We start from the raw sequence: 18,318 nt of genomic DNA on the forward strand, positions 1-18,318 counted from the left end.
TGTCCGTGCGGGGTGGTGGGACCGGGCGGTGGGAGCCCGGGAGGTGGCCGGTGCGGCCGGGGGTCAGGCCGCCGGCGGCCGACAGGTCGCCGAGCTCGTGCGGGCGAGGTCGACGTGCAGCCGCCGCACCAGCCGGGTGCGGGCGGACAGGGCTCCAGGGCGCACAGCTGCCTCCATCGTCCCTGGCGGGAGCACCTGCCGCGGGGGAGCCCGCGGTGGTTGCTGTGGCGTCGTCGAGCCAGGTCTCTCGGCCACTCTGGATGGGTGTGCGGCGAGCGTAGCGGACGGTGCGGCCGCGCGGGAGGACCCGCGGTGGACCGTTCCACCGGCCTGTCGGCGCGGTGGGGCGCGCGGCACGAGCTCCGGGCCGGTCCGCGGGCGCTGTGAGACACTGCACGCGGTCGTGCGTCCCCTCACACCGGGCGCCCGGCCCGCCGACGTGACCGACGCCCCACCGGGGAGTCCGGGCCGCGCCGGGGCCCGAGGGCCCGGCCGGCGCCCCGGGCCCGCGCGACGGGCGGCGAGCGCCGGTGACGCCCCGGCGGCCGCCGCGGACCGACCGCGAACCGCCGGGGTGGACGACTGGACTTCCGCCGGTCGGGACCGATCCCGCCCGGCGAGCCCGACGAGACGCCCGGGCGGTCGCAGGGGCACCGGTGTGGCGGCCGCCGCGGGCGACGGAGACCCGTGACGACGACCCCCGACGAGAACACCGACGGCGCTGCGGCGGCGGCGGGCGAGAGCACCACCGCCCCGGCCCGCCCCGCGCGCCGGCGCCGCGCCGCCAGCCGGCCCGCCGGCCCGCCCGTGCGCGCGGAGGACCCGGCGCCCGCGGACACCGCCGCGCCGCCGGCGCAGGCGCCCGCTGAGACGCCAGCTGAGACCCCGGCGGAGATCCCCGCGGTCACCGCGTCGCCAGCCGCGCAGGAGCCCGGTGACGCGCTCGCCGAGCCCGCGGAGCCCACCAGGCCCCGCCGGGCCCGCCGCACCCGCAAGACCGCCGTGGCCGCCGAGCCCACCGTGGAGCCAGCCGCCGAGCCCACCGCGGAGCCGGCCGTCGACCCGGCGAGCGACCAGGTCGCCGAGCCCGTCGCCGAGCCCGTCGCCGAGCCCGTCGCCGAGCCCGTCGCCGAGCCCGTCGCCGAGCCCGCGGCCCCGGCGCGGCCCCGCCGCCGTCGCGCCACGCGGGCGGCGGCCTCCCCCGAGCCCGTCGCCGAGGTGGCGCCCGAGCCCGAGCCCGCGCTCGCCGATGAGCCCGCCGCGGAGGCCGACGCCGAGCAGGCCGCCGCGGCCGTGCCGGAGACCCCTCCGCAGCCCGAGCCCGTCCCCGGGCCCGCCGCGCAGGAGGCCGCCCCGCAGCAGGCCGCCCCCCGCCTCTCGGCGCAGGAGCCCGCGCAGCAGCGCGACGAGCGCGCCGAGCGCGGTCGCGCCGCCGTCGACGACCTCATGGACGACCCTGTGCTGCTGCGCGCCGCCGGGTTCGCCCGCAGCGGCGGCAGCACCGGCGCCGACCGGGCCGCCGAGGCCGCGGCCCGCGCGACCGCCGTCTTCTTCCAGGCGCCCGACGTGGAGCAGCCGCGCCGCCGCCGGGCGTCGGCGCCCGCCGGTCCGCCCCGCCACCGCGACGAGCACGACGGCGGGGTGGCGCGCGGCTGGGACGACGCGGCCGAGCCCGCCGACGACCTGACCGAGGACCGGGAAGACGACCTGGCCGACGACCTGGCCGACGACCTGGCGGGGGACCTCGCCGGCGGTCGCGCGACCGGTGCGGACGACGAGGACGGTCCGGACGCGGCCGGTGACGACGACCGCGACGACGACCGCGACGACGAGGGGGACGACGACGGCGCCCCGCGCCGCCGCCGTCGCCGGGGTGGCCGGGGCCGGCGCAGCCGCGCCCGAGGTGACGACCGAGGTGACGACCGCGGCGAGGGCGAGGGCGAGGACGGCGACGGCGACGACGCGCGTCCCGCGGACGGCGCGGCCACCGGCGCCGACGACGAGGGCGCCGACGAGGACGCCGAGCGCGCGGGCGAGCGCGACGAGCGCGAGGACGCGGGGGAGTCGTCCTCCTCGCGCCGCCGCCGTCGCCGGCGCCGCCGCGGCGGCTCGGACGGCGACGAGCCGTCGCCGGACGACCCGCCGAACACGGTGGTGCGGGTGCGCGAGCCCCGCCGCTCCCGCGGCAGCGGCGGCGGCGGCACCGGCGAGGACGAGATCACCGCGCTGAAGGGCTCCACCCGCCTGGAGGCCAAGAAGCAGCGCCGCCGCGAGGGGCGCGAGCAGGGCCGCCGGCGCGCGATCCTCACCGAGGCGGAGTTCCTGGCCCGCCGCGAGAGCGTCGAGCGCGTCATGGTGGTGCGCGAGCGGGACGGCGTCACCCAGATCGGCGTCCTCGAGGACGGCATCCTCGTCGAGCACTACGGCGCCCGGAAGGCGCAGACGACCATGGTCGGCAACGTCTACCTCGGCCGGGTGCAGAACGTCCTGCCCGGCATGGAGGCGGCGTTCGTCGACCTCGGCCGGGGCCGCAACGCCGTCCTGTACGCGGGCGAGGTCAACTGGGACGCCGCGGGCCTGGAGGGTCAGCCGCGGCGCATCGAGGCGGCCCTGAAGTCCGGCGACAGCGTCCTCGTCCAGGTGACGAAGGACCCCGTCGGGCACAAGGGCGCCCGCCTGACCAGCCAGATCTCGCTGCCCGGCCGCTACCTGGTGTACGTGCCGCGCGGGTCGATGACCGGCATCTCCCGCAAGCTGCCCGACACCGAGCGCGCGCGCCTGAAGAAGGTCCTCAAGCAGGTGGTGCCCGAGGGCGCAGGCGTCATCGTGCGCACCGCCGCCGAGGGCGTCTCGGAGGAGGAGCTGGCCGCGGACGTGCGCCGGCTGCAGGCCACCTGGGAGGCGGTGCAGGAGAAGGCCGGCTCCAAGGGCGCCCCGCTGCTGCTGCACGGGGAGCCCGACCTGACCGTCCGGGTCGTGCGGGACGTCTTCAACGAGGACTTCTCCCGGCTCGTCGTCTCCGGCGAGGAGGCCTGGCGCACGGTGCACGGCTACGTCTCCGACGTGGCGCCCGACCTGCTGGACCGCCTGGAGCGCTGGGAGTCGGAGGCGGACGTGTTCGCCGAGACCCGCGTCGACGAGCAGCTGCAGAAGGCGCTGGGCCGCAAGGTGTGGCTGCCCTCGGGCGGCTCGCTGGTCATCGACCCGACCGAGGCCATGCACGTCATCGACGTCAACACCGGCAAGTTCACCGGGTCCGGCGGCACGCTCGAGGAGACGGTCACCCGCAACAACCTCGAGGCGGCCGAGGAGATCGTGCGGCAGCTGCGGCTGCGCGACATCGGCGGGATCATCGTCATCGACTTCATCGACATGGTCCTGGAGTCCAACCGCGACCTGGTCCTGCGCCGGCTGGTGGAGTGCCTGGGCCGCGACCGCACCAAGCACCAGGTCGCGGAGGTCACCTCCCTGGGCCTGGTGCAGATGACCCGCAAGCGCACCGGGCAGGGCCTGGCGGCCGTGCTGGAGGAGCTGCAGGCGCCCGAGGAGCCGCAGCGCTCGGGCCGCGACGAGGGCGGCGGCCGCGGCAACGGCGGCGGTCGCGGTGACGGCGGCAGCGGCGGCAACGGCGGCGGCAACGGCGGCGGCAACGGCGGCGGCAACGGCGGCGGTGGCAACGGCGGCGGCGGCAAGCGCCGCCGCGGTCGCGGCGGCTCGGGCTCCGGCGGCGGCGACGACAGCGCGTCCGGCGAGGCCGGCGAGCAGGCCGGGCGCGGGGGCGACGCCGACCAGGCGCCCGCGCCCGCCAAGGACCCCGCGAAGGAGGCCGCGGTGATGGCGGCCATCGCCGCGGTCGCCGCCGCGGCGCGGACCACGGCCCCCGGCGGGCCGGGGTCCCCGAAGGCCTGAGGCGGCCGGGGGACCGGGTCGTTTTGACCCGGTCTCCCCGGATCCGTACGCTTGACCCTTGGTGCGCCGTCGTGCGCGTGCCGCGGACGCCCCGGGTGTCCAGCGGCGCTCTGGACAGTTCGGAACGAGAGAAACGGGTTCGTTGTGGTCTACGCGATCGTCCGCGCCGGCGGCCGGCAGGAGAAGGTCTCGGTCGGCGACGTGCTGACCATCGACCGCGTCGCCGCGGGCAGCGGTGAGACGCTGCAGCTGCAGCCGCTGCTCCTCGTCGACGGCACCGACGTCACCTCCGACGCCGGGAAGCTCGCCGGTGTCCGCGTGACGGCCGAGGTGGTGGAGGAGGCCAAGGGCCCCAAGATCACCATCCTCAAGTACAAGAACAAGACGGGTTACCGCAAGCGCCAGGGTCACCGCCAGAAGCTGACCCGCGTCAAGATCACCAGCATCGGGGAGTGACGTCACCTCATGGCACACAAGAAGGGCGCGAGCTCCTCGCGCAACGGTCGTGACTCCGCGGCGCAGCGCCTCGGCGTGAAGCGCTTCGGCGGCCAGGTCGTCAACGCGGGCGAGATCCTCGTCCGCCAGCGCGGCACCCACTTCCACCCCGGCGCCGGCGTCGGCCGCGGCGGGGACGACACCCTGTTCGCCCTGGTCCCCGGTGCCGTGGAGTTCGGCACCCGCCGCGGGCGCAAGGTCGTCAACATCGTCGCCGCGGGCGAGTGACACCGGCTCCAGCGTGAGCCGAGGAGGGGCGGGCCGGGACGACCGGCCCGCCCCTCCTCGCGTTCCACCCCGGCCCGGCCGGGCCGCGCACCACCGCGCACCACCGCAGGACCCCAGGAGGAACCCATGTCCGCCACGTTCGTCGACCGCGTCGTGCTGCACGCCGCGGGGGGTGACGGCGGCAACGGCTGCGCCTCCGTGCACCGCGAGAAGTTCAAGCCCCTCGGCGGCCCCGACGGCGGCAACGGGGGCCGCGGAGGCGACGTCGTCCTCGAGGTCGACCCGCAGGTGACGACCCTGCTGGACCTGCACCGGCGCCCGCACCGCCACGCCGCTTCCGGCCGCTTCGGGATGGGCGGGCACCGCAACGGCGCCGAGGGCGAGGACCTCGTCATCGGCGTGCCCGACGGCACCGTCGTGCGCACCGCCGACGGCGACGTCCTGGCCGACCTCGTCGGGCCGGGCACCCGCTTCACCGTGGCCGCCGGCGGCCGCGGGGGCCTCGGCAACGCCGCGCTGGCCTCGCCGCGCCGCAAGGCGCCCGGCTTCGCCCTGCTCGGCGAGCCGGGGGACTCGCGCGACGTCGTGCTGGAGGTCAAGACCCTCGCCGACATCGCCCTCGTCGGCTTCCCCAGCGCCGGCAAGTCCAGCCTGGTCGCGGCGCTGTCCGCCGCCCGGCCGAAGATCGCCGACTACCCGTTCACCACGCTGGTGCCCAACCTCGGCGTGGTCGAGGCCGGCGACGTGCGCTTCACCGTCGCCGACGTGCCCGGCCTCATCCCCGGCGCCAGCCAGGGCCGCGGCCTGGGCCTGGACTTCCTGCGCCACGTCGAGCGCTGCGTGGCGCTCGTGCACGTCCTGGACGGCGCGGCCCTGGAGACCGACCGCGACCCCGTCGGCGACCTGGAGGCGATCGAGGCCGAGCTGGCCGCCTACCGCGTCGACGACGGCACCGTCCCGCTGCAGGACCGCCCCCGCCTCGTGGTGATCAACAAGGCCGACGTGCCGGACGCGCGCGACCTCGCCGACATCGTGCGCGCGGACCTGGAGCGGCGCGGCGCGCCCGTCTTCGTCGTCTCCGCCGTGGCCCGCACGGGCCTGCGCGAGCTGTCCTTCGCGATGGCCGAGCTCGTCGCCGCCGCCCGCGCGCAGGCCCCCGAGGCCGTGCCCACGCGCATCGTGCTGTCCCCGCCGGCCGTGGACGAGGCCGGCTTCAGCGTCGAGCGCGAGGAGGACGCCGACGGCGTCCGGTTCCGGGTGCGCGGGGAGAAGCCGCGCCGCTGGGTGCGCCAGACCGACTTCACCAACGACGAGGCCGTCGGCTACCTCGCCGACCGGCTGGCCCGCCTCGGCGTGGAGGACGAGCTGTTCAAGGCCGGCGCCACCCCCGGCGCCGAGGTCGTCATCGGCGCCGAGGACGACGCGGTCGTCTTCGACTGGGAGCCGACGATGGTCGCCGGCGCCGAGGTCCTCGGCCAGCGCGGCAGCGACATCCGCCTGGAGGAGAGCAACCGGCCCACGCGCGCCACCAAGCGCCAGGAGGAGCGCGACCGGCGCGCCGGGCGGGCCGCGGCCCGCGCCGAGCTGGAGGCCGAGCGCCTGGCCGGGCACTGGACCGCCGACGACCCCAGCGGTGCCGACGACGCGACCGCCGACGACGCGACCGCCGGCGCCGCGGCGGCCGAGTCCGGCCACGACGGCCGGTGAGCACCCCGCGCGGCGGCGGCCGGGAGGTGCTGGGCACCGCCCGCCGCGTCGTGGTCAAGGTCGGCTCCTCCTCGCTGACCACCGCGGGCGGCGGGCTGGACGCCGCCCGCCTGGACGGCCTCGTCGACGTCCTGGCCGCCCGCCGCCTGGCCGGCAGCGACGTCGTGCTCGTCTCCTCCGGCGCCATCGCCGCCGGTCTGGCCCCGCTCGGGCTGGCCAAGCGCCCCCGCGACCTGGCCAGCCAGCAGGCCGCCGCCAGCGTCGGGCAGGGGCTGCTGGTCGCCGAGTACGCGCGCGCCTTCGCCCGGGCCGGGCTGACCGTCGGGCAGGTGCTGCTGACCGCCGACGACGTCGTGCGCCGCACCCACTACGGCAACGCCCAGCGCACCCTGGAGCGCCTGCTGGTGCTCGGCGTGCTGCCGGTGGTCAACGAGAACGACACCGTCGCCACCCACGAGATCCGCTTCGGCGACAACGACCGCCTCGCCGCGCTCGTGGCGCACCTCGTGCGCGCCGACGCCCTCGTCCTGCTCTCCGACGTCGACGCCCTCTACGACGGCCCGCCCTCGCGCCCCGGCGCGCGCCGGGTGCCGCTGGTGCGCGGGCCGGGCGACCTGGCCGGGGTGACGGTGGGCAGCGCGGGCGCCGCGGGCGTCGGCACGGGCGGCATGACGACGAAGGTGGAGGCCGCGCAGATCGCGGTGTCCGCCGGGGTGCCGGCGCTGGTGACGTCGGCGGCGCTGGCCGGCGACGCGCTGGCCGGCGCCGACGTCGGCACCTGGTTCCCGGTGCCGCGCGAGGGGGGCCGGCGCAGCACCCGCCAGCTGTGGCTGGCGCACGCCGCCGCGCCCGCCGGGCGCCTCGTCCTGGACGACGGGGCCGTGCGCGCGGTGCGCGAGCGGCGCTCCTCCCTGCTGCCGGCGGGGGTCACGGCCGTGGTCGGCGCCTTCGGCGCGGGTGATCCGGTCGACCTGGTCGACGGAAACGGGGACGCGCTGGCGCGCGGGCTGGTGAACTACTCCTCGGAGGAGCTGCCGGACATGCTCGGCCGGTCGACGCGCGAGCTCGCCCGGCGCTGGGGCCCGGCGTACGAGCGCGAGGTGGTCCACCGCGACCACCTGGTGCTGCTGGGCAGGGCCTGAGCGGAGGGCGGCGGGGTGCCGGAGGCGGTGCGCGACGTGGCGGACGACGGGTCCGGCGACCGCGACGGCGGGGGCTCGGCCCCGCCACCGCTGTGGTCGGTGACCCTCACCGTCGCCGGGGCGGGAACGGACCCGTGCGCGGTCCGCGCCGGGCTGGACCGCCTCCTGGCGCAGTCGCCGTTCCTGTCCAGCGTGCGCTACAGCGGTGAGCGCGCCGAGCTGCGCTACTGGGACGAGGCCGAGGACGTCGACGACGCCGCCGCGATGGCGCTGCGGCTGTGGGCCGAGCACCGCGGCAGCGCCGAGCTGCCCGACTGGTCGGTCGTCGGCGTGGAGGTCGTCGACCGCGCCACCGTGGAGCACCGGGCCGCCCAGCGCAGCGGGGGCCGCTGGCGCCCGGCCCGGCGCGCGCGCCCCGGCCAGGCGCCCGTGGAGCTGGTGGGGGACATCGCCCCCTGGTGAGGCCGCCCGCCCGCGCGGGCGGTCCGCGTAGCCTGGGACCATGACGCTGCTCGCCGACGGCACCCCGGACAGCACCCAGCACACCGCCCCGGTCGCCCCCGGGACGCCCGGGGACCTCGCGGAGCAGGTCCTGGCCACCTGCCGGCGCGCCAAGGCCGCCTCCCGCCCCCTGCGCACCGCCACCCGCGCGGCCAAGGACGCCGCCCTGCTCGCGGTCGCCGACGCCCTGGAGGACGCCACCGGCCGCGTGCTGGCCGCCAACGCCCGCGACCTGGACCGCGGCCGGGCGGAGGGCACCTCCCCGCACCTGCTGGACCGGCTGATGCTCGACGGGACGCGGATCGCCGCGATCGCCGCGGCCGTGCGCGAGGTCGCCGCCCTGCCGGACCCGGTGGGGGAGGTCGTGCGCGGCTCGACGCTGCCCAACGGGCTGCGGCTGCGCCAGCTGCGGGTGCCCATGGGCGTGCTCGGCGTCGTCTACGAGGCGCGCCCCAACGTCACCGTCGACGTGGCCGTCCTGGCCCTCAAGAGCGGCAACGCCGTCGTCCTGCGCGGCGGGTCGGCGGCCGCGGAGACCAACGCCGTCCTCGTGGAGGTGCTGCGCGAGGCCCTGGCCGCCTCCGGCCTGCCCGCCGACGCGGTCACCAGCGTCGACGAGCACGGCCGCGACGGCGTGGGCGTCCTGCTGCGCGCGCGGGGCCTGGTCGACCTGCTCGTGCCGCGCGGGGGCGCCGACCTCATCCAGCGGGTCGTGCGCGAGGCCACCGTGCCGGTCATCGAGACGGGCGTGGGCAACTGCCACGTCTACGTGGACGCCTCCGCGGACCTCGAGCAGGCGGTCCGGGTGGTCCTGGACGCCAAGACGTCGCGGCCCAGCGTCTGCAACGCCGCGGAGACGGTCCTCGTGCACGAGGCGCTGGCCGCGGACTTCCTGCCGACGCTGCTGGGCGCGCTGCACGGCGCCGGTGTCGTCCTGCACGCCGACGAGGCGGCGCTGGCCGCGGCGCGGGCGGCCGGGCTGCCGGCCGTGCCCGTCACCGACGAGGACTGGGCCGCGGAGTACCACGGCCTGGAGATCGCCGTGGGCGTCGTGGCGGACGTGGACGCGGCCGTGGAGCACATCGCCCGCTGGTCCTCGCAGCACACCGAGGCCGTGCTGGCCACCGACGTGCGCGTCACCGACCGCTTCCTGGCCTCCGTGGACGCGGCCGCCGTGGCCGTCAACGCCTCCACGCGCTTCACCGACGGCGGCGAGTTCGGGCTGGGCGCCGAGGTGGGCATCTCCACCCAGAAGCTGCACGCGCGCGGGCCGATGGGCCTGGCCGAGCTGACGACCACGACGTGGCAGGTCCTCGGCGACGGGCACGTGCGCGGCTGAGCGCCCTCAGCCGCCCGCGGGACCGCCCGGCGGGCCGTCCGGCGGGTCGCTGCGCTCGTCGTCGAGGCTGTCGCGCGCCACGAGGTACGCCGGCCGGCCCTGCGCGGCCACGTGCAGCCGGCCGACGTACTCGCCCAGCACCCCCAGGCACAGCAGCTGCAGGGTGCCGGTGACGGCCACCGCGACGACCGTGGAGGTCCACCCGGGCGCGGTTGAGCCGAAGGCCCACGAGCCCAGCGCGTACAGCAGCAGCAGCGCGCTGACGAGCGCCCCGCCCAGCCCGAACAGCGTCGCCAGCCGCAGGGGGGCGGTGCTGGAGCCGGTGATGGCGTCCAGGGACAGCCGCAGCATCCGCCGCAGCGGGTACCGGGTGCGCCCGGCGGCCCGCGCGCCGCGCGCGTGGGTCACCTCCGCGGCCGGGAACCCCAGCTCCGGCACCACCAGGCGCAGCACGCGGTGCTGCTCGGGCAGGCGCAGCACGGTGTCCACGACCTCCCGGCTCGTCCAGCGGAAGTCGCCGGCCTGCGCGGGCCCGGTGCCGCCCAGGCGCCGCAGCAGGCCGTAGAACAGGGCCGCGCTCGCGCGCTTGAGCAGCGGGTCCACCGAGCGGTCCGCCCGCACGGCGTACACGACGTCGGCGTCGCGGCCGGCCTGCAGCAGCAGCGGCACGACCTCCGGGGGGTCCTGCAGGTCGGCGTCCATCGTCACGACGCCGCGCCGGCCGCGGGCGCGCGCCAGCCCCGCGGACAGGGCCGCCTGGTGCCCGGCGTTGGTCCGCAGGCGCACCACCCGCAGCTGGGGCCAGTCCCGGCGCAGCCGCGCCAGCACCACGGGCGTGGCGTCGGTGCTGCCGTCGTCGACGACGAGCACCTCGTAGCCGGCCAGGCCGGCGGCGTCCAGGACGGGGCGCAGCCGCTCGGCCAGCCGGGGCAGCACCTCGGCCTCCTGGTAGGCGGGCACCACCACGCTCACCTCGACGCCGGGGTCGGCGGGGCTGGCGGGCACGCACCGATCCTGCCGCACGCCGCGGCGCGGGCCCGGCCGCTGCCGCCCGGCGCGCGCCGTGGCAGACTCCTCCGGTGCGGTGCGAGGGTCGCCGCGCCGAGGAGGAGGACGCCCACCATGCTGCTCGCCCTGGCCGCCGAGGTCGCCAACCAGTCCGAGGAGCACTCGGGGTCGCTGCCGATCCCGCCCACCGCCTTCGGCATCGTCGCCATCTGCATCCTGATGTCCATGCTGCTGGTCACCTGGGCCTTCCGCAGCGTCGGGCAGCGGCACTGACCTCGCCCCCGGGCGCCGCCCGGCCCCGCCTGGGGGTCATGGGCGGCACCTTCGACCCGGTCCACCACGGCCACCTCGTGGCCGCCAGCGAGGTCGCGGCCCGCTTCGGCCTCGACGAGGTCGTCTTCGTGCCCACCGGCAAGCCGTGGCAGAAGTCGCGGCGCGACATCGCGCCCGCCGAGCACCGCTACCTCATGACGGTCATCGCCACGGCCTCGAACCCGCGGTTCACCGTCTCGCGCATCGACATCGAGCGCGGCGGCTTCACCTACACCATCGACACGCTGCGCGAGCTGGCCGAGCAGCGCCCCGGGCACGACCTGTACTTCATCACCGGCGCGGACGCCCTGGCGCAGATCCTGCAGTGGAAGGACGTCGCCGAGCTGTGGTCGCTGGCGCACTTCGTCGGCGTGACCCGGCCCGGCCACCCCCTCAGCGACGACGGCCTGCCGATGGACCACGTCAGCCTGCTGGAGGTCCCGGCGCTGGCGATCTCCTCCACGGACTGCCGCCGCCGCGTCGCCGCGGGGCTGCCCGTCTGGTACCTGGTCCCCGACGGCGTCGTGCAGCACATCAGCAAGCACGGGCTGTACGCGTCCCCCGGGGCGGGCGCCGACGCGGGGAGCGCGGGCGGGCCGGGTCCCGGCGCGCCCGTGGGAGACTGAGGGGGCCGGGCGCCGCAGCGACCGGCGCACCACACGTCGTCGACCGGGCCGTGGGCCCGGGCCAGGAGTGAGTCCCCGTGCCCGCAACCGAGCGCGCCCTCGAGCTCGTGAGGACGGCGGCAGCGGCCGCCGTCGAGAAGCTCGCCACCGACGTCGTCGCCCTCGACGTCTCCGACCAGCTGTTCATCACCGACGCCTTCGTGCTGGCCTCGGCCCCCAACGAGCGGCAGGTCCGCTCGATCGCCGAGGCCGTGGAGGAGCAGCTCCTGCCGCTGGGCGCCAAGCCGGTGCGCCGCGAGGGGGAGCGCGAGGGCCGCTGGGTCCTGCTCGACTTCATCGACGTCGTCGTGCACGTCCAGCACGCCGAGGAGCGCGAGTACTACGCGCTGGAGCGGCTGTGGAAGGACTGCCCGCCCATCGAGCTGCCCGCGCCCGCCGCGGCGGCCGACGGGGCCGCGGAGGGGTGAGCGCCGCGCGCGTCGTCCTGTGGCGGCACGGGCGCACCCGCGCCAACGCCGAGCAGCGCTTCCAGGGCCAGCTCGACGTCCCGCTCGACGAGGTGGGCCGCGCGCAGGTCGCGGCGGCGGCCGCCGAGCTGGCGGCGCTGGAGCCGGCGGCGCTGGTCACCTCCGACCTGTCGCGCGCGGCGGACACGGCGGCCGCGCTGAGCGCGGTGACCGGGCTGCCCGCGGTGCCGGACCCGGCGCTGCGCGAGGTCCACGCCGGCGCCTGGCAGGGCCTGCTGCACACCGAGATCACCGCGCGCTGGCCGCAGACCTACGCCGCCTGGCGGCGCGGGGACGACGTGCGCATCGGCGACACGGGGGAGACCCGCGGCGAGGTCGCGCGCCGCGCGGCCGGTGCGGTCGAGCGGCACGCGGCCGCGGTGCCCGACGGCGGCACCCTCGTCGTCGCCGCCCACGGCGCCGCGCTCAAGGGCGCCGTGCTGCAGCTGCTCGGCCTGGCCGTCACCGGCTGGTCGGTGCTGGCCGGCTTCCGCAACGCCCACTGGGCGGTCCTCGTGCCGGTCAGCGGCGGCTGGTCGCTGGCCGAGTACAACGTCGGCCCGCCCGGCGGGGGCGTCGGCGCGGAGGGCTGAGACCGGGCTGCGCGCGGGCCCGGCAGCGCCCCGCCACGGGGTGGTGCGGAGGACCCGTCCGGGTGGTCTATGCTGGATCTCGTCGCCGCGGGTGAACAGCCGGTGGACGACGCGGGGCTGTGGCGCAGCTGGTAGCGCACCTCCATGGCATGGAGGGGGTCAGGGGTTCGAGTCCCCTCAGCTCCACCCGCACGACGAGGGGCCCGGTCGCGATCCGCGACCGGGCCCCTCGCGCGTCCGGCCCGGCACCCCGCGGGGCGCCGGGCCGGACGGTGCTCTCAGCTGCGGCGCTCCCAGCCGATCGCCGGGGCGACGTGCTCGACGATCGTGGACAGCATCCGCGCGTTGAAGTCCACGCCGAGCTGGTTGGGCACCGTCAGCAGCAGCGTGTCGGCCTCGCGCACGGCCGCGTCCTTGGCCAGCTGCTCGGCGATGACGTCGGGCTCGCCGACGTAGCTGCGCCCGAAGCGCGCGAGCTCCACGCCGCCGACGTAGCCGACCTGGTCGCGGGAGTCCTGCTCGGCGCGGGCGCCGAAGTACCAGCGGTCCTCGTCGGTGGTGATGGGCAGCACGCTGCGGCTGACGGACACCCGCGGCTCGTGCCGGTGCCCGGCCTCGGCCCACGCCCGGCGGAAGCCCTCGATCTGCTCGGCCTGCAGCTCGTCGAAGGGCACGCCGGTGTCCTCGGTGAGCAGCGTGGAGCTCATGAGGTTCATGCCCTCGCGCCCGGCCCAGCGGGCCGTCTCGCGGGTGCCGGACCCCCACCACACGCGCTCGGACAGCCCGGGCGCCTGCGGCGTCACCTTCAGCCGGGCCGAGGTGCCCGCGGTGCGGGGGTCGGCCTCGGCCAGCCCGGCGCCGGCGATCGCGGCCCGGAACAGCTCGGTGTGCGCGCGGGCCATGTCGGCGCCCGTGGTGCCCTCGGCGGGCACGTACCCGAAGGTCGCGGGGCCGTCCAGCGCCGGCTCCGGCGATCCCCGGCTCACGCCGAGCTGGAGCCTGCCGCCGGACAGCAGGTCCACCTGGGCGGCCTCCTCGGCCATGTACAGGGGGTTCTCGTAGCGCATGTCGATCACGCCGGTGCCGATCTCGATGCGCTCGGTGCGCGCGGCGACCGCCGCCAGCACGGGGAAGGGCGCGGCCTGCTGGCGGGCGAAGTGGTGCACGCGCACGAACGCGCCGTCCACCCCGAGCTCCTCGGCGGCGACCGCGAGCTCGACCGTCTGCAGCAGGGCGTCGCGCGCCGTGCGCGTCCGCGACCCCGGGGCGGGGGTCCAGTTGCCGAAGGAGAGGAACCCGATGCGCTTCACGGACGGTTCAACCTTCAACCTCTCGCGGGTGTTCCCGGCCGGCCCGGCACCACCCGGTAGCGTCGCGCGCCGTGCACCTCGAGGACGCCCTGAGCAAGGACACCCGCCTCTGCATCTCGCTGTCGGGACGCCCCAGCGACCTGGGCACCCGCTTCCACAACTACCTGTACGCCGAGCTGGGCCTGGACTTCGTCTACAAGGCGTTCACCACGACGGACGTCGCCGCCGCCGTCGCCGGTGTCCGCGCGCTCGGGGTCCGCGGGTGCGGGGTGTCGATGCCCTTCAAGGAGGCCGTGCTGCCGCTGGTGGACGAGGTCGAGGCGTCCGCGGCCGCCATCGGCTCGGTCAACACGATCGTCAACACCGACGGGCACCTCGTGGCCGCCAACACCGACTACCTGGCCGTGGCCGCCCTGCTGCGCGAGCGCGGGGTGCCGGAGGGGGCCGACGCCGTCGTCCTCGGCAGCGGCGGCATGGCCAAGGCGTGCGTGGCGGTCCTGCGCGACGGCGGGGCGCGCGAGGTCACCGTCGTGGCGCGCAACGAGGCCACCGGACGGGCGCTCGCGGACGCCTACGACGCCCGCTGGACGCCGACGGCGGGCGACCTGCGCCCCGCGCTCCTCGTCAACGCCACACCCGTCGGCATGGCCGGCGGGCCGGAGGAGGACGAGCTGCCCGTGCCGCGGGAGGTCGTCGAGGCGGCCGCCGCGGTCCTGGAGGTCGTCGCCGTGCCCGAGGACACGCCGCTGGTGCGGCTGGCGCGCGAGCTGGGCCGCGACGTCGTCACCGGGGTCGAGGTCGCCGCCCTGCAGGCCGCCGAGCAGTTCGCCCGCTACACCGGGGTGCGGCCCACCGCCGACCAGGTCCGCCGCGCCTCGGCCTTCTCCCGGCGCACCCCGCCCGGTCGCCGGCCCGAGCCGCACCCGGCCTGAGCGCCCCGCCCGGGCGCCCCCGGGCCGGATCACCCGACCGCCGCATCCAGCCGCGCCCCGCGGACGCCGATGCGCCCGTGTGAGCACCTCCCCAGCGCCCCGACCCCGGGCCGTCCCCGACGCGCGGGCCCGCACCGCGGGCCTGTTCGCCCTGCCCCTGGCCGGGGCGGCCGTCGTGGGCGCGACCGCCTGGCTGGCCCCCGGCGCGGTGCTGGCCGTGACCGCGGTGGTCGCCGTGCTGGCCGCCGCGGCCGCCGCCGGGCTGGTCCTGGCCGACGCGCGGCGCGGCCGCCTCGCCGCCGAGCAGGCCGTCGAGCACCTGCTGGCCGCCCTCGACGAGGCCCGCGGCGCCTCCGTCAGCGACGAGGCCACCGCGCTGCTGAACCGCCGCGGACTGGTCCTCGTGGCCCAGCAGGTGCTGGCCTCGGCCCGCCGCTCCGGCGGCGCCGTGCACGGCTGCGTCGTCGAGGTGACCCCCGCCGTCCGGCTGGGCGCGCGTCCCAGCGAGGAGGACGTGGCCGCGCAGCGGCTGGAGGAGTGGCGGGCCACCGCCGCGGCCCTGCGCGCGGCCACGCGCGCCACCGACGTGGTCGCCCGCGAGGACGAGGGCCGCTTCCTCGTCGTCGGCCCCGGCGCCGGGCTGCACGCGCAGGAGCTGGAGCGCCGCGTGCGCGTCGGGCTGGCGCAGGGACGGCTGGAGGCCGGCGGGCAGCGCTCGGCGCGGCTGGCGGTCGAGGTGGGCGTCGCCGTCCTGGCCCCCTGGGACGAGGGCGGCGTGGAGGACCTGCTGCTGGCCGCCGACCAGGCGCTGCAGCAGCGCCGGGCCCTGCGCCGCAGCAGCCCGGTGCACGGCTGGGGCCGGCGCCGCGGCGACCGCTCGGGCGAGCCGTCCGGCGACCGCCCCGGCGAGGCCGGCTGACGCCCGACCGCGGCGCACCCGGGCGGGCGCTAGGCTGGTGGGGTGCTGACGCGCCGACTCCTCCTCGGACCGCGCTGACGGCTGCCACGAGCAGCGCCGGCGCGGAACCCCTCCACGTGCGAGGGGTTCTTCCACGTCGGGGGGCGTTTTCCGAGGACGTCGGGCAGCGGGCGCGCAGGCCGCACCGGGAGGACGAGATGACGAGCACGCACGAGGGCACCGGTCAGCGCACCGCGGCGCCCGAGGAGCAGGCCGACCGCTACGACGCGTTCGCCCTGCAGGAGAAGTGGCTGCCGGTGTGGGACGAGCTCAAGCCGTTCCGCAGCGGCGCGCCCGGCGACGAGCGGCCCAAGAAGTACGTGCTCGACATGTTCCCCTACCCCTCCGGCGACCTGCACATGGGTCACGCCGAGGCGTACGCGCTGGGCGACGTCATCGCCCGGTACTGGGTGCAGCGCGGGTACGACGTCATGCACCCCATCGGCTGGGACGCCTTCGGCCTGCCGGCGGAGAACGCCGCCATCAAGCGCGGCCTGGACCCGCGGGCGTGGACGTACGACAACATCGCCCAGCAGCGGGCGTCGATGCGCCGCTACGCGTGCTCCTTCGACTGGGACCGCGTGCTGCACACCTCCGACCCCGAGTACTACAAGTGGAACCAGTGGCTGTTCCTCAAGCTGTACGAGCGGGGCCTGGCCTACCGCAAGGACTCGCTGGTCAACTGGGACCCGGTCGACCAGACGGTGCTGGCCAACGAGCAGGTCCTGCCCGACGGCACGTCGGAGCGCTCGGGCGCCAAGGTCGTCAAGAAGAAGCTGACCCAGTGGTACTTCCGCATCACCGAGTACGCGGACCGGCTGCTGGACGACCTGGACCGCCTGGAGGGGCAGTGGCCCTCCAAGGTGATCAGCATGCAGCGCAACTGGATCGGGCGCTCGCACGGCGCCGAGGTGGTCTTCGCGATCGAGGGCCGCGAGCAGCCCGTCACCGTCTACACCACGCGCCCGGACACCCTGCACGGCGCGACGTTCATGGTGGTGGCCGCGGACTCCGACCTGGCCGCGGAACTGGCCGCCGACGCCGAGCCGGACGTGCGGGCGGCGTTCGAGGAGTACCGCACCCGCGTGCAGGAGACCGCCGAGATCGACCGGCTGGCCACCGACCGGGAGAAGACCGGGGTGCCGCTGGGCCGGTACGCCGTCAACCCCGTCAACGGCGAGCGGCTGCCGATATGGGCGGCCGACTACGTGCTGGCCGACTACGGCACCGGCGCCATCATGGCCGTGCCCGCCCACGACCAGCGCGACCTGGACTTCGCGCGCGCCTTCGGCCTGCCCGTGCGGGTGGTCGTCGACGTGCGCGACGCCGACGGGAACCCGCTGCCGGACCCCGCGACCTCCGGGGAGGCGACCGCCGGCGACGGCGTCCTGGTGAACTCCGGCGAGCTGGACGGCCTGCGCAAGGAGGAGGCCGTCGCCCGCGCCGTGGAGCTGCTGGCCGAGCGCGGCACCGGCCGGGCGGCGAAGAACTACCGGCTGCGCGACTGGCTGATCTCCCGCCAGCGGTACTGGGGCACCCCGATCCCGGTCGTGCACACCGCCACCGGCGAGGTGCCCGTGCCCGAGGAGCAGCTGCCGGTGCTGCTGCCCGACAGCGCGGGGCTGAACCTCACGCCCAAGGGGACCAGCCCGCTGGGCGCGGCGGAGGAGTGGGTGAACGTGCCCAGCCCCGTCGACGGGACGCCGGCGCGCCGCGACCCGGACACGATGGACACCTTCGTCGACTCCTCCTGGTACTTCCTCCGGTTCGTCTCCCCGCGGGACGACGCGCAGCCCTTCGACCGCGACCTCATCGCGCAGTGGGGCCCGGTCGACCAGTACGTCGGCGGCGTGACCCACGCGATCCTGCACCTGCTGTACGCGCGGTTCATCACCAAGGTGCTGCACGACCTGGGGTACCTGCCCTTCGACGAGCCGTTCACCCGGCTGCTGAACCAGGGCATGGTGCAGATGGACGGCTCCGCGATGAGCAAGTCCAAGGGCAACCTGGTGCGCCTGTCGGACCAGCTCGACGAGCACGGCGTGGACGCGGTGCGCCTGACGATGTCCTTCGCCGGCCCGCCCGAGGACGACATCGACTGGGCGGACGTGTCGCCGTCCGGGTCGGCGAAGTTCCTCGGACGCGCGTGGCGGCTGGCCCGGGACGTCACCTCGCCCCCGGGTGCGGACCCGGCCGCCGGGGACGCGGCGCTGCGCGCGGTGACCCACCGCACGCTGCACGACGTGGCCGGCCACGTGGAGGCGTACCGGTTCAACGTGGCCGTCGCCCGCCTCATGGAACTGGTCAACGCCACCCGCAAGGTCGTCGACACCGGCGCCGGACCGGGCGACCCGGCCGTGCGCGAGGCCGTCGAGGCCGTCGCGGTCGTGCTGAGCCTGTTCGCCCCGTACACCGCCGAGGACATGTGGTCGCTGCTGGGCCACGAGCCCGGCGTGGCGCGCGCCGGCTGGCCGGCCGTCGACGAGGCGCTGCTGGTGCAGGACACGGTGACGTGCGTCGTGCAGGTCAAGGGGAAGGTCCGCGACCGCCTGGAGGTGTCCCCGGACATCACCGAGGACGCGCTGCGCGAGCTGGCGCTGGCCAGCGAGAAGGTGCGCGCGGCGATCGGCGACGCGGCGCTGCGCACGGTGGTCGTGCGCGCGCCGAAGCTCGTCAACGTCGTGCCCGCCTGACGGCGGGAGCAGGACGGGCCGGCACCCCCGCGGGGGTGCCGGCCCGTCGCGCGTGCGGG

Annotated in this window: 17 protein-coding genes, 1 tRNA gene and 1 riboswitch; of the genes, 15 read left to right on the top strand and 3 right to left on the bottom strand. The window is 77.1% G+C overall.

The window, feature by feature from the left end; all coding sequences use genetic code 11:
- Nucleotides 1–63: 63 nt before the first annotated feature.
- On the bottom strand, nt 64–165 hold the full coding sequence (locus AB8M62_RS08545) for a putative leader peptide (RefSeq protein WP_369069231.1): 102 nt from the start codon (nt 163–165) through the stop codon (nt 64–66).
- Nucleotides 166–170: 5 nt separating this feature from the next.
- Nucleotides 171–267: riboswitch (SAM riboswitch) on the bottom strand.
- Nucleotides 268–687: 420 nt separating this feature from the next.
- Here AB8M62_RS08545 and AB8M62_RS08550 point away from each other — a divergent pair.
- The 7 genes from AB8M62_RS08550 to AB8M62_RS08580 all read left to right on the top strand — a co-directional run bounded on the left by AB8M62_RS08550 (nt 688) and on the right by AB8M62_RS08580 (nt 9,321).
- Nucleotides 688–3,909 (top strand): Rne/Rng family ribonuclease, encoded by a 3,222-nt coding sequence (locus AB8M62_RS08550; RefSeq protein WP_369069232.1) that lies wholly within the window; start codon nt 688–690, stop codon nt 3,907–3,909.
- A 144-nt stretch (nt 3,910–4,053) separates the two neighbouring features.
- Complete coding sequence (gene rplU / locus AB8M62_RS08555; protein WP_369055708.1) at nt 4,054–4,365, top strand: 50S ribosomal protein L21; 312 nt, start codon at nt 4,054–4,056, stop codon at nt 4,363–4,365.
- 9 nt (nt 4,366–4,374) lie between these two features.
- The gene (gene rpmA, locus AB8M62_RS08560) at nt 4,375–4,632 is read left to right on the top strand and encodes a 50S ribosomal protein L27 (RefSeq protein WP_369055707.1); all 258 of its coding nucleotides are present in this window, start codon (nt 4,375–4,377) and stop codon (nt 4,630–4,632) included.
- Between the two features lie 126 nt (nt 4,633–4,758).
- Nucleotides 4,759–6,339 carry a GTPase ObgE gene (gene obgE / locus AB8M62_RS08565; protein WP_369055706.1) on the top strand — a complete coding sequence of 527 codons (1,581 nt, stop codon included), beginning with the start codon at nt 4,759–4,761 and terminating at the stop codon, nt 6,337–6,339.
- Complete coding sequence (gene proB / locus AB8M62_RS08570; RefSeq protein WP_373694891.1) at nt 6,336–7,481, top strand: glutamate 5-kinase; 1,146 nt, start codon at nt 6,336–6,338, stop codon at nt 7,479–7,481. The genes obgE and proB overlap by 4 nt, the downstream gene beginning before the upstream one ends.
- 15 nt (nt 7,482–7,496) lie before the next feature.
- Entirely contained in the window at nt 7,497–7,943 is a 447-nt protein-coding gene (locus tag AB8M62_RS08575) for a DUF8830 family protein (protein WP_369055705.1), read from the top strand.
- A gap of 40 nt (nt 7,944–7,983) precedes the next feature.
- The gene (locus AB8M62_RS08580; RefSeq protein WP_369069233.1) at nt 7,984–9,321 is read left to right on the top strand and encodes a glutamate-5-semialdehyde dehydrogenase; all 1,338 of its coding nucleotides are present in this window, start codon (nt 7,984–7,986) and stop codon (nt 9,319–9,321) included.
- A 6-nt stretch (nt 9,322–9,327) separates the two neighbouring features.
- Here AB8M62_RS08580 and AB8M62_RS08585 read toward each other — a convergent pair whose 3' ends face one another.
- Complete coding sequence (locus AB8M62_RS08585) at nt 9,328–10,326, bottom strand: glycosyltransferase family 2 protein (RefSeq protein WP_369055703.1); 999 nt, start codon at nt 10,324–10,326, stop codon at nt 9,328–9,330.
- A 117-nt stretch (nt 10,327–10,443) separates the two neighbouring features.
- On the opposite strand from AB8M62_RS08585, the gene AB8M62_RS08590 reads away from it, so the two are divergent.
- The 5 genes from AB8M62_RS08590 to AB8M62_RS08610 all read left to right on the top strand — a co-directional run bounded on the left by AB8M62_RS08590 (nt 10,444) and on the right by AB8M62_RS08610 (nt 12,552).
- A complete protein-coding gene (locus AB8M62_RS08590; RefSeq protein ID WP_369055748.1) occupies nt 10,444–10,602 on the top strand; it encodes a hypothetical protein in 159 nt (52 codons plus the stop codon).
- On the top strand, nt 10,599–11,267 hold the full coding sequence (gene nadD, locus AB8M62_RS08595) for a nicotinate-nucleotide adenylyltransferase (RefSeq protein ID WP_369055747.1): 669 nt from the start codon (nt 10,599–10,601) through the stop codon (nt 11,265–11,267). The genes AB8M62_RS08590 and nadD overlap by 4 nt, the downstream gene beginning before the upstream one ends.
- Before the next feature lie 77 nt (nt 11,268–11,344).
- Nucleotides 11,345–11,734, top strand: a complete 390-nt coding sequence (rsfS, locus tag AB8M62_RS08600; protein ID WP_369055702.1) for a ribosome silencing factor — start codon at nt 11,345–11,347, stop codon at nt 11,732–11,734.
- Nucleotides 11,731–12,366: a histidine phosphatase family protein gene (locus tag AB8M62_RS08605; RefSeq protein WP_369069234.1), complete on the top strand. Its 636-nt coding sequence runs from the start codon at nt 11,731–11,733 to the stop codon at nt 12,364–12,366. The genes rsfS and AB8M62_RS08605 overlap by 4 nt, the downstream gene beginning before the upstream one ends.
- Nucleotides 12,367–12,479: 113 nt before the next feature.
- Nucleotides 12,480–12,552 (top strand) — tRNA-Ala (locus AB8M62_RS08610).
- 92 nt (nt 12,553–12,644) lie between these two features.
- Here AB8M62_RS08610 and AB8M62_RS08615 read toward each other — a convergent pair.
- Nucleotides 12,645–13,676 (bottom strand): LLM class flavin-dependent oxidoreductase, encoded by a 1,032-nt coding sequence (locus tag AB8M62_RS08615; RefSeq protein ID WP_369055695.1) that lies wholly within the window; start codon nt 13,674–13,676, stop codon nt 12,645–12,647.
- Nucleotides 13,677–13,747: 71 nt separating this feature from the next.
- Here AB8M62_RS08615 and AB8M62_RS08620 point away from each other — a divergent pair, with 71 nt between their 5' ends.
- The 3 genes from AB8M62_RS08620 (at nt 13,748) to leuS (ending at nt 18,259) form a co-directional block, all read left to right on the top strand.
- Nucleotides 13,748–14,608, top strand: a complete 861-nt coding sequence (locus AB8M62_RS08620; protein WP_369055694.1) for a shikimate 5-dehydrogenase — start codon at nt 13,748–13,750, stop codon at nt 14,606–14,608.
- Between the two features lie 79 nt (nt 14,609–14,687).
- Nucleotides 14,688–15,527 carry a diguanylate cyclase domain-containing protein gene (locus AB8M62_RS08625; protein WP_369069235.1) on the top strand — a complete coding sequence of 280 codons (840 nt, stop codon included), beginning with the start codon at nt 14,688–14,690 and terminating at the stop codon, nt 15,525–15,527.
- Between the two features lie 197 nt (nt 15,528–15,724).
- Complete coding sequence (gene leuS / locus AB8M62_RS08630; protein ID WP_369055692.1) at nt 15,725–18,259, top strand: leucine--tRNA ligase; 2,535 nt, start codon at nt 15,725–15,727, stop codon at nt 18,257–18,259.
- The last annotated feature ends 59 nt before the right edge of the window (nt 18,260–18,318 follow it).

Origin of the sequence: Kineococcus terrestris (assembly GCF_041020755.1) — a bacterium.
GTDB lineage: Bacteria > Actinomycetota > Actinomycetes > Actinomycetales > Kineococcaceae > Kineococcus > Kineococcus terrestris.

Bases quoted from the DNA above. Each gene is read 5' to 3' on its own strand.
- obgE (WP_369055706.1), top strand. From the start codon at position 4,759: ATGTCCGCCACGTTCGTCGACCGCGTCGTGCTGCACGCCGCGGGGGGT.
- AB8M62_RS08590 (WP_369055748.1), top strand. From the start codon at position 10,444: ATGCTGCTCGCCCTGGCCGCCGAGGTCGCCAACCAGTCCGAGGAGCAC.
- leuS (WP_369055692.1), top strand. From the start codon at position 15,725: ATGACGAGCACGCACGAGGGCACCGGTCAGCGCACCGCGGCGCCCGAG.
- AB8M62_RS08580 (WP_369069233.1), top strand. From the start codon at position 7,984: ATGACGCTGCTCGCCGACGGCACCCCGGACAGCACCCAGCACACCGCC.
- rpmA (WP_369055707.1), top strand. From the start codon at position 4,375: ATGGCACACAAGAAGGGCGCGAGCTCCTCGCGCAACGGTCGTGACTCC.